This window comes from Azospirillum terrae, assembly GCF_053470425.1.
This window is the reverse complement of the sequence record NZ_JBPXMR010000004.1, coordinates 245,064-257,492: the sequence shown is the minus strand read 5'-3', so window position 1 is coordinate 257,492 and position 12,429 is coordinate 245,064. Positions and strand designations below refer to the sequence as shown.

General features: G+C 69.7%; 14 protein-coding genes and 1 tRNA gene. 4 read left to right on the top strand and 11 right to left on the bottom strand.

The window, feature by feature from the left end:
* Positions 1-107 precede the first annotated feature (107 nt).
* Positions 108-1,247 (bottom strand): N-acetylglucosamine-6-phosphate deacetylase, encoded by a 1,140-nt coding sequence (gene nagA / locus ACSVDD_RS13720; RefSeq protein WP_448189917.1) that lies wholly within the window; start codon positions 1,245-1,247, stop codon positions 108-110.
* A 433-nt stretch (positions 1,248-1,680) separates the two neighbouring features.
* Between nagA and otsB the strand changes: the two genes are divergently transcribed.
* Positions 1,681-2,475 carry a trehalose-phosphatase gene (gene otsB, locus ACSVDD_RS13715; RefSeq protein WP_448189916.1) on the top strand — a complete coding sequence of 265 codons (795 nt, stop codon included), beginning with the start codon at positions 1,681-1,683 and terminating at the stop codon, positions 2,473-2,475.
* Positions 2,476-2,529: 54 nt separating this feature from the next.
* On the top strand, positions 2,530-2,751 hold the full coding sequence (locus tag ACSVDD_RS13710) for a hypothetical protein (protein WP_448189915.1): 222 nt from the start codon (positions 2,530-2,532) through the stop codon (positions 2,749-2,751).
* Between the two features lie 10 nt (positions 2,752-2,761).
* On the opposite strand, the gene ACSVDD_RS13705 is transcribed toward ACSVDD_RS13710, so the two are convergent.
* From ACSVDD_RS13705 to ACSVDD_RS13675, 7 genes are all read right to left on the bottom strand, one after another.
* Positions 2,762-2,893 carry a hypothetical protein gene (locus tag ACSVDD_RS13705; RefSeq protein ID WP_448189914.1) on the bottom strand — a complete coding sequence of 44 codons (132 nt, stop codon included), beginning with the start codon at positions 2,891-2,893 and terminating at the stop codon, positions 2,762-2,764.
* 185 nt (positions 2,894-3,078) lie between these two features.
* A complete protein-coding gene (locus ACSVDD_RS13700) occupies positions 3,079-3,786 on the bottom strand; it encodes an ABC transporter ATP-binding protein (RefSeq protein ID WP_448189913.1) in 708 nt (235 codons plus the stop codon).
* Positions 3,783-4,526, bottom strand: a complete 744-nt coding sequence (locus ACSVDD_RS13695; RefSeq protein WP_448189912.1) for an ABC transporter ATP-binding protein — start codon at positions 4,524-4,526, stop codon at positions 3,783-3,785. Before ACSVDD_RS13695 ends, ACSVDD_RS13700 begins: the two co-directional genes overlap by 4 nt.
* Positions 4,523-6,367 (bottom strand): ABC transporter permease, encoded by a 1,845-nt coding sequence (locus ACSVDD_RS13690; protein ID WP_448189911.1) that lies wholly within the window; start codon positions 6,365-6,367, stop codon positions 4,523-4,525. The genes ACSVDD_RS13695 and ACSVDD_RS13690 overlap by 4 nt, the downstream gene beginning before the upstream one ends.
* A gap of 134 nt (positions 6,368-6,501) precedes the next feature.
* On the bottom strand, positions 6,502-7,731 hold the full coding sequence (locus ACSVDD_RS13685) for an ABC transporter substrate-binding protein (RefSeq protein ID WP_448189910.1): 1,230 nt from the start codon (positions 7,729-7,731) through the stop codon (positions 6,502-6,504).
* A 109-nt stretch (positions 7,732-7,840) separates the two neighbouring features.
* A complete protein-coding gene (locus tag ACSVDD_RS13680; RefSeq protein ID WP_448189909.1) occupies positions 7,841-8,305 on the bottom strand; it encodes a MarR family winged helix-turn-helix transcriptional regulator in 465 nt (154 codons plus the stop codon).
* A 194-nt stretch (positions 8,306-8,499) separates the two neighbouring features.
* Complete coding sequence (locus ACSVDD_RS13675; protein WP_448189908.1) at positions 8,500-8,676, bottom strand: hypothetical protein; 177 nt, start codon at positions 8,674-8,676, stop codon at positions 8,500-8,502.
* Between the two features lie 369 nt (positions 8,677-9,045).
* Between ACSVDD_RS13675 and ACSVDD_RS13670 the strand changes: the two genes are divergently transcribed.
* Positions 9,046-10,338, top strand: a complete 1,293-nt coding sequence (locus ACSVDD_RS13670) for an outer membrane beta-barrel protein (protein ID WP_448189907.1) — start codon at positions 9,046-9,048, stop codon at positions 10,336-10,338.
* Between the two features lie 218 nt (positions 10,339-10,556).
* Positions 10,557-11,135 (top strand): polysaccharide biosynthesis/export family protein, encoded by a 579-nt coding sequence (locus ACSVDD_RS13665; RefSeq protein WP_448189906.1) that lies wholly within the window; start codon positions 10,557-10,559, stop codon positions 11,133-11,135.
* Between the two features lie 305 nt (positions 11,136-11,440).
* Here the strand turns inward: ACSVDD_RS13665 and ACSVDD_RS13660 are convergent, their stop codons facing one another.
* From ACSVDD_RS13660 to ACSVDD_RS13650, 3 genes are all read right to left on the bottom strand, one after another.
* Positions 11,441-11,773 (bottom strand): hypothetical protein, encoded by a 333-nt coding sequence (locus tag ACSVDD_RS13660; protein WP_448189905.1) that lies wholly within the window; start codon positions 11,771-11,773, stop codon positions 11,441-11,443.
* Between the two features lie 67 nt (positions 11,774-11,840).
* Positions 11,841-11,999, bottom strand: a complete 159-nt coding sequence (locus ACSVDD_RS13655) for a hypothetical protein (protein ID WP_448189904.1) — start codon at positions 11,997-11,999, stop codon at positions 11,841-11,843.
* A 322-nt stretch (positions 12,000-12,321) separates the two neighbouring features.
* A tRNA-Thr gene (locus ACSVDD_RS13650) sits at positions 12,322-12,397 on the bottom strand.
* Positions 12,398-12,429 lie beyond the last annotated feature (32 nt).

Genomic DNA, 12,429 nt, shown 5'->3' with positions numbered 1-12,429 from the left:
CCAGGGCCAGCAGGGCGATGTCCATCGCGGGACTCCCTAAAAATGGGGGTTGGGGCGGGTTCGGACGCTTCTATACGCCAGAATCCGCAGCGGGGGGAGCCCCCGGATCAGCAACGCTCCATTTTTCCGCCGACCCACGTGGCGGTGGGCCGCAAGGCCCCGTCCAGATGCACGAGGTCGGCCGCCAGCCCCGGCGCGATGCGGCCGCGGCGCGACGCGATCCCCAGGAAATCGGCGGGGTAGGCCGACGCCATGCGCAGCGCCTCGTCCAGCGGAATACCGATCCGCTCGACGCAGTTGCGCACCGCCGTCGCCATGTCCAGCGCCGAACCGGCCAGCCGCCCATCGGCGCTGACGCAGCGCCCGCCCTGCACCGTCACCGTCCGGCCATAGAGCTGGAAGTCGCCGGGAGGGGCGCCCACAGGAGGCATGGCGTCGGTGACCAGGAACAGCTTGCCCGCCGGCTTGGCCTTCCACGCCAGACGCACCGCGGCGTCGTGCACGTGGTGGCCGTCCACCACGATGCCGCACCACACCCGATCGTCGGCCAGCGCCGCGCCGACCGCGCCCGGCGCGCGGTGATCCAGGGGGCTCATGGCGTTGTAGAGGTGGGTGAAGCCGCTCACCCCCGCGGCGACGCCGGCCTGCGCCTGCTCCCAGGTGGCGGCGGTGTGCCCGGCGCAGATGCGCACGCCGCGCGTCGCGAGATCGCGTATCACCGCAAATGGCACGGCGTCCGGCGCCAGTGTGACCAGCGTGCGGCCGGGGCCGAGGCGGGTCATCAGGTGCAGATCCTCGTCGTCCGGCGGGCCGATGAAGCGGGCGTCGTGGACGCCGCGCCGGTCGAGGCCGATGTGCGGCCCTTCCAGATGGATGCCCAGCACGCCCGGTTCGCCGGCGGCCAGCGCGGCGGCGACGGCGTCCACCGCGCGGCGGCGCTTCTCGCGCGAATCGGTGATGAACGTGGGCAGCAGCGCCGTGGTGCCGAAGCGGCGGTGCGCCGCGACGATGGCGCGGATGGCCTCGATTTCGGGACGGTCGTTGAACAGCACGCCGCCGCCGCCGTTCACCTGCGCGTCGATGAAGCCCGGCGCCAGCACGCCGCCGCCCAGATCGTGCCGCACGGCATCGGCCGGCACGTCGGCGCGCGGAATGACCCCTGCGACAGAATCGCCGTCGATCAGCACGGCTGAGTCGGTCAGAACGGCGGTGCCCGTGTGGATGGTGGCGTTGACGAGAGCGTCCAAGGTCTGCGCGTCCCGAGCTAAGTGGTTGTCTCTCCAGCTAACTCCGCCTTCGGCCGTCCGCAAGGGCGATGCGCGTGCCCTGTCGCGCGGCGGCAACGCTAGGGCCTTGGTACAGTAGGATTATTCCTTTTGTTAGGGATTGCCCGCTGCCCAAGTTTCTGGCAGAAAAAAGGCCGCTGACGAACAGCGGCCTGAGTTTAGGGAGGAAACGCCCAAGAAGGGCGAAGCAGCAATCGCTTGCTGCGCTGCACAAAATAGCAGGAAACGCTGGTGTGGCAACACCGAAGCACAGCCCCCATCGCGGGGCTGTCGCTTTTTGGGGCATTGTGTTGCTGCAACGCCACAATCAAGGCGTGAGGCATGCTTTTGCGCCGCAACAAAATTACGCACCGGCGTGTTGGCCTTCAAATCCCGACGTCACGGAGGTTTCCGCATGGCTGAGGCAAGGCCGAACCATTCTCCCTCGGCCGGGCGTGACTTTGCCGCGTTCCTGGACGCGCTGGGCGGCCGGCGGCCGGCGCTGTTCCTGGATTACGACGGCACCCTGACGCCCATTGCCGACCGCCCCGAATTGGCGGTGCTGGACGAGGCGACCCGTGCCGCCGTCGCGCGGCTGGCGGCGCTGTGCCCGGTGGCGGTGGTGAGCGGGCGCGACCTCGACGACGTGGCGCGGCTGGTCGGGCTGGAGGAGCTGGTCTACGCCGGCAGCCACGGCTTCGACATCCGCGGGCCGCACCTGCGCACGCAGATCGGGCTGGAGTACGCCCCGGCGCTGGAGCGCGCCGATGCGGCGCTGCGCCGCCGGCTGGCCGGCGTGCCGGGGGTGCTGGTCGAGCGCAAGCGCTTCGCCATCGCCGTGCACACGCGCCGCGTCGCGCCCGCCGCCAAGCCGGGCGTGGCCGAAGCGGTGCAGGCCGTGGCCGGCGGCGAACCGGAACTGCGCGTCACCGGCGGCAAGGAAATCCTGGAACTGCGCCCCGACCTGCCGTGGGACAAGGGCCGCGCGGTGCTGGCGTTGCTCGACGCGCTGGGGCTGGCGGACGCGGTGCCGGTCTACATCGGCGACGACGAGACCGACGAGGACGCCTTCCGCGCGCTGGGCGGGCGCGGCCTGGGCATCCGCGTCATGGACCCGCCGGCCGAGACCGCCGCCGGCTGGAGCCTGCGCGACCCTACGGAGGTCCGGCTGTTCCTGGAGCGGCTGGCGGCGGAATTAGCCGGGCGTTAACGCTGCGGGCGCAGCATGGGTGTCGAGGTTTTTTCCGAGAGCGGGAGCCCTGTCATGGAGATCGGCCGGACGCCGTCCGCCGCGCTCAGCGCGTTCGACGGCCTGAGCGGCGCCCAGGCGCGCATCGCCGAGGGCAGCCAGCGCATCGCCGAGGGCGAACTGGAGCCCGCGGTGGTCGTGGATATCCTTGCCGCCAAGGTGCAGTTCCAGGTCAGCGCCGCCGTGCTGAAGATGACGAACGAGACGGACAAGCAGATCCTCGACCTGCTGGCGTGATCGCCGCGGACTAGCGGTGGGCGGGGAAGTAGAGGTGGAGTGAGACGAACGCCACGGCCACCAGGGTCAGCACCAGCGCCAAGGCGCTCAGATACCCGACCAGCGGCACCTTGTAGAAATCGCAGTAGGGGACGCCCTTCACGGGGCAGGCGTCACAGGACCTTGGTCCGGTCCTGAGGGGGCATCCATGGTGTCCGTCCATGAGCCCGCCCCCTTTCCGTATCAAGAGTGCTCATCGACCCGAACGCGGTTCGGGTTTTCCCTTTGGAACAGCTCTAGCGTATGCGACGGGCTGCGACAACATACAACAAGAAACAGCGCTTTCTCTTATACGGCCAGATACGCTCGCCGCGCGTCCTCGTCGTCCAGCAGGGCGCCCATGGCGCCGTCCCAGCGGATGCGGCCCTTTTCGATGACCAGGGCGCGGTCGGCCACCGCCGCGGCGAAGCTCAAGTTCTGCTCGGACAGCAGGACCGACAGACCCTCGGCCTTCAGCGTGCGCACCGCCTCGGCCATCTGCTGGACGATGCGCGGCGCCAGGCCCTCGGACGGCTCGTCGAGCAGCAGCAGCGACGGGTTGCCCATCAGCGTGCGGGCCAGGGTCAGCATCTGTTGCTCGCCGCCGCTCATGCGGGCTCCGCGGCGGTCCTTCATCTCGGCGAGATTGGGGAACAGCGTGTACAGGCGCTCGGGCGTCCAGGCCGGGGCGCCCGCGCGGGGCGGCTGGCGGCCGACCTCCAGGTTTTCGCGCACGGTCAGCTCGGCGAAGACGCGGCGGTCCTCCGGCACGTAGCCCATGCCCAGCCGCGCCACGCGGTGCGGCGGCAGGGCGGCGATGTCCTTTCCGTCGAACAGCACCCGACCGCGGCGCTCGGGCAGCAGGCCCATGATCGCCTTCATGGTGGTGGATTTGCCGGCGCCGTTGCGGCCCATCAGCGCCACCACCTCGCCACGCTCGACGGCCAGGTCGACGCCCTGGAGGATGTGCGCGCGGCCGTACCACGCGTGCAGGTCCGCGACGGTCAGCAGGCTCATGCCGGGCTCCCGAGATAGACGGCCTGCACCCGCGGGTCGGCGCGCACCGCTTCGGGCGTGCCTTCGGCGATGAGTTGGCCGCGGTCGAGCACGATCACCCGGTCGGCGTGGCCGAACACCACGTCCATGTCGTGCTCGGTGAACAGCACCGCCATGCCCTGCTCGTGCGCCAGCGAGTCGGTGAGCGCCATCAGTTCCTGCCGCTCGGCCGGGGCCATGCCGGCGGTGGGCTCGTCCATCAGGAGGAGTTTGGGTGCGCTGGCGATCGCCATGGCGAGTTCGACGCGCTTGAGGTCGCCGTAGGCCAGCACGCCGCACGGGCGCTCGGCTTGGCTGCCCATGCCGACGCGCTCCAGGATGCCCTGCGCCTCGTCGCGGAACAGCCGCGCCGCCGGGGTCCACAGGCCGAGCAGCCGGCGGCGCCGCGACAGCAGCACCATCTGCACGTTCTCGCGCACGGTCATCGAGGCGAAGGTGGCGGTGATCTGGAAGGTGCGGCCCACCCCCAGGCGCCAGATGCGGCGCGGCGCCTTGCCGACCAGCTCGGCGCCGTCCAGGCGGATGCTGCCGCCATCGGGGCGGAGCTGGCCGTTCAGCAGGTTGAAGCAGGTGGTCTTGCCGGCGCCGTTCGGGCCGATCAGCGCCAGCAGTTCCCCCGCCTCCAGCCGGAACGACACGCCGCGCACCGCGTGCACGCCGCCGAAGGAGCGGGCGAGGTTCTCGACGATGAGGCGGCTCATGATGCCTCCTCCCGGCGGGTCCACAGGCGGCGCGCGAAGCCAACGATGCCCTGCGGGAACAGCAGCACCAGCGCCACGATGATCAGGCCGAGGATGCCGCGCCAGTAATCGGTGGCGCGCATGACTTCGGTTTGCAGGATGCGGAAGACCGCCGCCCCCACCACCGGGCCGGCGACGGTCTGGATGCCGCCCATCAGCACCATGACCAGCGCGTCCACCGACTGCGGCACGGAGAGCAGGGTGGGGAAGACGCTGCCCTTGGCGAAGGCGTACAGCCCGCCGGCCAGCCCCGCCGCGGTGCCCGACAGCCCGAAGCCGAGCCACTGGTGACGCCGCACGTCGATGCCCACCGCCTCGGCGCGCAGGGCTGAATCGCGGCCGGCGCGCAGCGTGTAGCCGAACGGCGCGAAGGCGGCGCGGCGCAGCCCCCACAGGGCCGCGGCGACCAGGATCAGCGTCAGCTCGTAGAAGGTGGCTTTGCCGGCGGCCCAGCCCGGCGGCCAGACGCCGAGGATGCCGTTGTCGCCGCCGGTGAAGCCGTACCATTGGAAGGCGACCGACCACGCGATCTGCGCGAAGGCCAGCGTCAGCATGGCGAAATACAGCCCCGACCGCCGCACGCAGAACCACCCGGCGATCGATGCGCCCACCCCGGCCAGCACCGGCGCGCCGAGCAGCGCCAGCGGCATAGGCGCAGCCAGATGCTTGACCAGCAGCGCCGCCCCATAGGCGCCCAGGCCGAAATACGCCGCGTGGCCGAACGACACCAGCCCGCCGAAGCCCACCAGCAGGTGCAGGCTGGCGGCCACCAGCGCCAGGATCACCACTTCGGTCAGCACGATCAGCGCGTACTCGCCGGCCACCAGCGGCACCGCGGCCAGCAGGGCGAGCGCCGCCAGGGCCGCCAGCGCCACGCCGCGCCCGCCGGGGGCGAAGGGCGGTCCGCCGGACGCGGCGCCGGGCGGCGCCTCCTCCGCCTTGCCGAGCAGGCCGTAGGGGCGCAGCACCAGCACCAGCGCCATGAACAGGAACACCAGCACCAGCGTGATCTGCGGGAACACCAGGATGCCGAACGCCTGCAACTGGCCGATCAGCAGCGACGCCACGAAGGCGCCGGGCAGGCTGCCCATGCCGCCGACCACGACGACGACGAACGCCTCGACGACGATGGCCATGTCCATGTGCAGGGTCACCGCCTCGCGCGGCACCTGCAACGCCCCGCCCAGCCCGGCCAGCGCCGAGCCGAGGAACAGCACGCCGGTGAACAGCTTGGCCTGATCGACGCCGAGCGCGGCGGTCATCTCGCGGTCCTGCGTCGCGGCGCGCACCAGCGTGCCCCAGCGCGTGCGGGTGAACAGCAGCCACAACAGGCCCAGCACGATGGGGACGAGCGCGATCAGCGCCAGATCGTACAGCGGGAAGGGGCGGCCGACGATGTCCACCGTGCCTTTCAGCAGCGGCGCCCGGCGGCCCAGCAGATCCTCCGGCCCCCAGACGGCGAAGGCGGCGTCCTGCACCACCAGCACCACGCCGAAGGTGGCGAGCAGCTGGAACAGCTCCGGCGAACGGTAGAGCCGGCGCAGCAGCAGCACTTCCATCATGGCGCCCAGCGCGCCGACGATCAGCGCCGCCAGCAGCACGCCGCCCCAGAAGCCTTCCGCGGTGGAGCCCCAGCGCTCGACGAAGGTCCAGGCGAGGTAGGCGCCGAGCATGTAGAAGGAGCCGTGCGCGAAGTTCACGATTCGCGTGACGCCGAAGATGATCGACAGGCCGGACGCCACCAGGAACAGCGTCGCCGCCTGCGCCAGACCGCTCAGGAACTGGACGAGGTAGAAGTCCATCGGCTCAATCCGCGCGAAGAACCCTCTCCCGTCCCGGGAGAGGGTGGCCGCGAAGCGGCCGGGTGAGGGTACCTTCAAGGATCCTTGGCTTTACCCCCACCCTAACCCTCCCCCGGGGCGGGGGAGGGGATTTGTCATTCCGCAGGCCGCAGCGTGCGGACCACGTCGTCCGGCGGCAGGTACGCGGCGCCGTTGGCGTAGCGCCAGTCGACCATGGTCGGCTTGCCGTCCTTCACGTCGGTGCGGCCGACGAAGGCGCCCATGGTCGATTGGTGGTCGATGGCGCGGAAGGTCACCGGGCCGAACGGGCTGTCGCTCGTCAGGCCGGCCAGCGCGGCGAGCAGCTTTTCGGGTTCGGTGGAGCCGGCCTTGGCGACGGCGGCGGCAATCGCCTTGAACGTCGCGTAGCCGACCACCGAACCCATGCGCGGCGGCTCGTTGAAGCGCTTGCGGTAGGCCTCGACGAAGGCCGTGTTCTCCGGCGTCCTGACCTGATCCCAGGGGTAGCCGGTGACGATCCAGCCCTTGGGCGCCTCGTCCTTCATCGGCTCCAGGTACTCGGGCTCGCCGCTCAGCAGGCTGACCACGCTGCGCTTGGCGAACAGGCCGCGGTTGTCGCCCTCGCGCACGAACTTGGCGAGATCCGCCCCGAAGGTGACGTTGAAGATCGCATCCGGGTTGCTCGCGGCCAGCGCCTGCACCGTCGGCCCGGCCTCCAGCTTGCCCTGGGCGGGCCACTGCTCGGCGACGAACTCGACGTCCGGGCGCTTTTCCTTCAGCAGTTCCTTGAACCACTTCACCGCCGACTGGCCGTACTCGTAGTTGGGCGCCACGGTGGCCCAGCGCTTGGCGGGCAGCTTGGCCGCTTCCTCCACCAGCATGGCGGCCTGCATGTAGGTGCTGGGCCGCAGGCGCCACGTGTAGCGGTTGCCCTTCTGCCAGGTGACGGCGTCGCTCAACGGCTCCGACGCCACGAAGACCACCTTCTCGCGCGCCGCGAAGTCCGCCACCGCCAGCCCGACGTTGGAGAAGTAGGTGCCCGCCAGCAGGTCCACCTTCTCATTGGCGACCAGCTCACCGGCGACGCGCACGGCGTCGTCCGGCTTGCCGGCGTCGTCGCGCGAGACGACCTCCAGCTTGCGGCCGCCGAGCAGGCCGCCCGCGGCGTTGACTTCCTCGACCGCCAACTGCCAGCCGTTGCGGTAGGGGATCGTGAAGGCCGGCAGGCCGGTGTAGCTGTTGACTTCACCAACCTTGATCGGCGGCAGCCCCTGCGCGGAGGCGAGGGCGGGGACAGCGAGCCACGCCGCGGTGGCGGCGCCGAGCAGGCGGAGGGGCAGGCGGACGATGTGGCGGCGGTTCATGGTGTCCTGCGTCGTGCATGGAGGACCGAGGGAGCCCGAAGGACCCCCGCGTTCATACCAAACCACCGCGAAATGTCACGGTTTCCGCAGCGCGGACCCGATGATTCCCCTACATCAGCCGCCCGAGAAGGGTGAGGAACGTCGCCTGTTCCTCGGCGCTCAGCGGCGCCAGGGTGCGGGCGTGGGCTTCCTGCGCCCTCGGCAGCAGGGCCGTCACCAGGGACTGGCCGGGGCCGGTCAGGCGCACGCTGGTGCGGCGGCGGTCGTGCGGGTCGGGGTGGCGCTCGACCAGATTGCGGTCGACGAGACGGAGGATCACGCCCTGTGTCGTCGCCGGGTCCATGCAGGTCAGGCGGCCGAGCTGGTTCTGCGACAGCGCGCCTTCGGCGTTCAGCGTCACCAGCGCCGCCCACTGCGTGGGGGTGAGCTGGAGGTCGGCGATCGTCTCCAGGAAGATGGCGCTGGCACGCTGATGAGCGCGCCGCAGACGGTGGTTGATCTGTTCGGCCAGAGCGTATTCGCCCGCAGCCGGAACCTCGGCCTCGAACGGAATCTTCAGTGCACTCGAGCGCATATCATTCCCCCGTCTGTCAGACCCGCTCCGTTCGATTATCACGAAGGTTGTAGGTCTATGACGGAAGTTTATGGGAGGGCGGTGTGCACCGCAACGAAAACACCGTGCGTCATAGGGACACAGTTGAGCGAAACATGGCTCAAATACGACATACCCGGGAATGCAGAAGCGGCACCTTCCGGCACGCCCACCGGTCAGGGCTTCTGTTTGGGCGGATAGGTATCGGGCGGTGGCGTGCGTTCGGCCGGCGAGGCGGGCAGGTCGCCCTCGGGCGCTGGCACGCCGCCGGGGGTATAGGGCGGGCTTGTTTGGTCGGCGGGGCGCTTGGGTGACTTGGGCAGCTCGGGGGGCGTGTTCGGGGCGTTCGCCATGGCGGGTCTCCGGCGCGGGGGTGCGCGTTGAGAACAGTTCCGCGCCGGGCAAGCGCAACGCCCCTTCCGGCGTACCGAAAGCGGCCGGGCCACCAGGAGTCTCGCGGCGCGGGCGGGCGCCGGCCGGGCAAGCAGGCGGCAGGCGTATGACTTTCGTTATGAAGCATCCTGAAGTGGCCGCCGATCCTGCGCGTAACACGCAAGTCTTGTGGCCCGGATAACACAGCGACGAGCAAAAACCGGGGCGCGGCGGCTTCACTGTTGCCTTGGCACCACGGTATGAGTTGACTTTGCGGCGACTGTCCGCGGTTTCCCGAGCCGGCGGGCACACAGAAATAACGGCCGAAGAGCCCAAGCGCGGTGCCCGAAATGAAGAACACGTCCCTGTCGATCCTCGCCCTTGCGACCGTGGCCACCGCCCTGTCCGGCATGCCGGCTTCGGCGCAGGAGCTGGAGCGCGGCGAAACCGTCCTGCAACGCCGCCGCCCGGAAGTCGAGCAGCTCGGCGTGCGCGCCGGATCGTTCCTCATCCTGCCGCGCATCGAGGCCGGCGAGTCCTACAACAGCAACACCTTCCTGACCGAGAACCGCGCCAAGGGCGACTGGACCTTCGTCACCCGGCCCAGCCTGGACATCCGCTCCGACTTCAGCAATCACGCGCTGAACCTGCACGCGGACGGCGATTTGGGCTGGCACCACCGGTACAGCAGCGAAGACTACAAGGACTACCGCCTGGACGCCAACGGCCGCTACGACATCGCCCGCGAGACCCAGCTCAGCGGCGATGTCTTCCACCGCCGCCTGCACGAGGGCCGCTCGGACCCGGACGTCTTCACCCAGGGACAGGGCACGTTCGGCATCGGCTCGTACGCCGAGCCGGTCACCTACTACGTCAGCGGCGGCGAGGCGGTGCTCTCCCAGGGCTTCAACCGCATCCGCACGCGCTTGAGCGCCACCGCCGCCTATTACAGCTACAACGACGTCGCCGTCATCGGCGGGCCGAAGGCCTCGCTGGCCGACCGTGACCGTTGGGAGTACGGCACCGCGCTGCGCGTCGGCTACGATCTCGGCACCGGCGTCCAGCCGTTCGTGCAGGGCACCTACACGCGCACCGACTACCGCCTCTCCGCCGACTTCGCCGGCCGCAACCGTGACGCCAACGGCTGGGAACTGGTCGCCGGCTCGACGTTCGACCTGACCGGCCTGATCACCGGCGAGGCGTACGCCGGCTACCTGACCAAGACGTACAACGATCCCCGCCTGGAGGATTTCGGCGGCTTGGCGCTCGGCGGCCAGCTCAACTGGGCGGTCACGCAGCTCACCACCATCTCCGGCCGCGCCAGCCGCACGGTCAATGAGAGCGACCTGTCGCAGGGCGGCCGTCTGGCGTCGAGCTACGTCCGCACCATCGCTGCGTTGGGCGTCGACCACGAACTGCTGCGCAACCTGCTGCTGAACGCCCGCCTGCAGTGGCGTCAGGACGACTTCCACGGCGTCGACCGGACCGACAACGTCTACACCGCCGGCGCCGGCGCCACCTACCTGATCAACCGCAACTTCTACCTGACCGGCGGCTACACCTACGAGACCCGCAAGTCGAACGTGACCGGCCTCGACTACAAGGACAATCTGATCTTCCTGCGCGTCGGCGCGCAGATGTAAGCGCCGGTTCCAAAGAACCAGACGTTCAGCGCCCGCCTTTCGGCGGGCGCTTTCTTTTTGGCCCGGCCGTTCGTGCCGGCATAGGACTGCTGTGACGTTCGCGCGAGGCGGTGTTCGTCCGGGTGCGTTACTCCGACTCCACTTTTTCCCAAACCGCGGCGAGTTGCTACGCTCCGGGTTCATGAGGTCCGGGTTCACGAGCCAGGGAAGGTTTTGGGATGAATCGACGCACTATGTTCCGCGCGCTCGGGTTCGCCGCCGTCGGTGCCGGTCTCGCCGTCGCCGGCTGCGCCAGCCAGGACGCGCCGCCCGAGCCGGTGGGCATGGCGCCCACGGCCGCCGAGTACCGTCTGGGCGCCGGTGACGCGTTGCGCGTCATCGTGTTCGGCGAGGACCAGCTGTCCGGCGAGTTCCGCCTGGACGGCGCCGGCCGCGTGGCGCTGCCGCTGATCGGCGAGGTCGCCGCCAAGGACAGGACCACGCGCGATGTCGAGAAGGACATCGCCAAGCGCCTGGAGGCCGGCTACGTCAAGGACGCCAAGGTCAGCGTCGAGGTGTTGAACTTCCGGCCCTTCTTCATCCTGGGCGAGGTGCGCAACCCCGGCCAGTACACCTACGTCAACGGCATGACCGCGCTGTCGGCCATCGCCATGGCCGGCGGCTTCACCTACCGCGCCAAGGAGGACTACATCCTCATCTCGCGCGGCAGCGACCCGAAGAAGCAGGTCTACAAGGCGCCCGTCACCACGCCGGTGCTGCCGGACGACGTGGTGCGCATCCCCGAGCGCTATTTCTAAGCACTTCCAACGGAAACGGCGCGGTGGCCACTGGCTGCCGCGCCGTTTCATTTTGTGTCCGGCTCAAGCGGAGATTATCCACCATAGGCGCTTCCCTATCCGTATAGGCGCCAGAATTCGCCATTTGGTCTTTGTCTGGCGGCCGCTTCCGGACTGATTGCAGGGAACCTCGTCCGCGCATCCTCGTTCCTGCGAGCGGCTACCCTACGGCATCGGAGGCTTCGAAATCCGCGGCGAGGCGGTGCGAATCGCTGGGCGCGCCACGGCATCAGGCGGGTGCGGCGGAGTAGAAGCGGGGGCGGCGCTCAGCCGGCCACCATCACCAGGGCCAGCACCACGAGGATCACCGCCAGCATGGACGCGACGGCGATCCCGAGCCCGCGCCCTGGGCCGTTCTCATAGCCCTTGGCATGGCCGGGCGGCGGCGACGGGTGGCGTTCCCCGGCGCGCGGCAGCGCCGACTCGGCTGGGCGGGTGCCGGCCGCCTCGTCGTCGGTGCCAAGCGGGGCGGCGGCGGGGTCGTCGACGGGGATCTTGTCGCCGGTGCGGCCGCGGTCGATATCGGCGCGCAGATGCTGCGCGGCCATGGTCGGCTTCGGAGTCGCGCCGTCATCGGCGCGCGGCTTGTACTCGGCCATGGAAGGGCCTCCGGTTGCGAGCGTGTCTGCCCGTCTCAACCGGCGCCGTTCGGGGCGGGTTCCCGCCTCAGGAGTAGGTGACGATCAGGAACGTCACCGCGGCGAGGGTGGCGGCGACGACGGCGATCAGCCCGGTCGTGCGCAGCGCGCCTTGCCGGTGCAGCGCCACCGCGACCGCCAGGATGGCTCCGCTCAGGAGGAGCAGGGTGAATTCGCGATCGGTCATGGTATAGGCGGTCTTGGGGGTGGGCGGAATCGCCGCATTAAGGGGCACTTACCGCCCCGCTGCCAAGCTGCTTTTCTGGGAGGCGCGGACGGGGTGGTGGGTCGGCCACCACCCCCGCCGCTCAAGGAGGGAACGAGGATGAAAGAGATCCTCACTCTCCTGATCCTGCTGTTGCAGGTGCTCAAGCTCGTGCTGGAGCATCTGGACCGCTAGGATCGGGCCGGCGGGCGGGTGTAACGAGCACCCGCCCGCCTAGCCTCAAGATAGTCGACTCGGTGGCCATCGACAACCCCGACCACGCGCGGGAAGCCCCTGGAGAAACTGGTGCCGGATACAGGAATCGAACCCGTGACCTTCTGATTACAAATCAGCTGCTCTACCAGCTGAGCTAATCCGGCAAACCCGCGAAGGGGCGGGCGGCCCTAACCTA

What these genes read in the sequence shown, in the direction of transcription:
- ACSVDD_RS13655 (WP_448189904.1), bottom strand. Translation starts at nt 11,999, where the DNA reads ATGACCGATCGCGAATTCACCCTGCTCCTCCTGAGCGGAGCCATCCTG.
- ACSVDD_RS13685 (WP_448189910.1), bottom strand. Translation starts at nt 7,731, where the DNA reads ATGAACCGCCGCCACATCGTCCGCCTGCCCCTCCGCCTGCTCGGCGCC.
- ACSVDD_RS13680 (WP_448189909.1), bottom strand. Translation starts at nt 8,305, where the DNA reads ATGCGCTCGAGTGCACTGAAGATTCCGTTCGAGGCCGAGGTTCCGGCT.
- ACSVDD_RS13695 (WP_448189912.1), bottom strand. Translation starts at nt 4,526, where the DNA reads ATGAGCCGCCTCATCGTCGAGAACCTCGCCCGCTCCTTCGGCGGCGTG.
- ACSVDD_RS13665 (WP_448189906.1), top strand. Translation starts at nt 10,557, where the DNA reads ATGAATCGACGCACTATGTTCCGCGCGCTCGGGTTCGCCGCCGTCGGT.
- ACSVDD_RS13710 (WP_448189915.1), top strand. Translation starts at nt 2,530, where the DNA reads ATGGAGATCGGCCGGACGCCGTCCGCCGCGCTCAGCGCGTTCGACGGC.
- ACSVDD_RS13670 (WP_448189907.1), top strand. Translation starts at nt 9,046, where the DNA reads ATGAAGAACACGTCCCTGTCGATCCTCGCCCTTGCGACCGTGGCCACC.
- ACSVDD_RS13700 (WP_448189913.1), bottom strand. Translation starts at nt 3,786, where the DNA reads ATGAGCCTGCTGACCGTCGCGGACCTGCACGCGTGGTACGGCCGCGCG.
- ACSVDD_RS13660 (WP_448189905.1), bottom strand. Translation starts at nt 11,773, where the DNA reads ATGGCCGAGTACAAGCCGCGCGCCGATGACGGCGCGACTCCGAAGCCG.
- otsB (WP_448189916.1), top strand. Translation starts at nt 1,681, where the DNA reads ATGGCTGAGGCAAGGCCGAACCATTCTCCCTCGGCCGGGCGTGACTTT.
- ACSVDD_RS13690 (WP_448189911.1), bottom strand. Translation starts at nt 6,367, where the DNA reads ATGGACTTCTACCTCGTCCAGTTCCTGAGCGGTCTGGCGCAGGCGGCG.
- ACSVDD_RS13675 (WP_448189908.1), bottom strand. Translation starts at nt 8,676, where the DNA reads ATGGCGAACGCCCCGAACACGCCCCCCGAGCTGCCCAAGTCACCCAAG.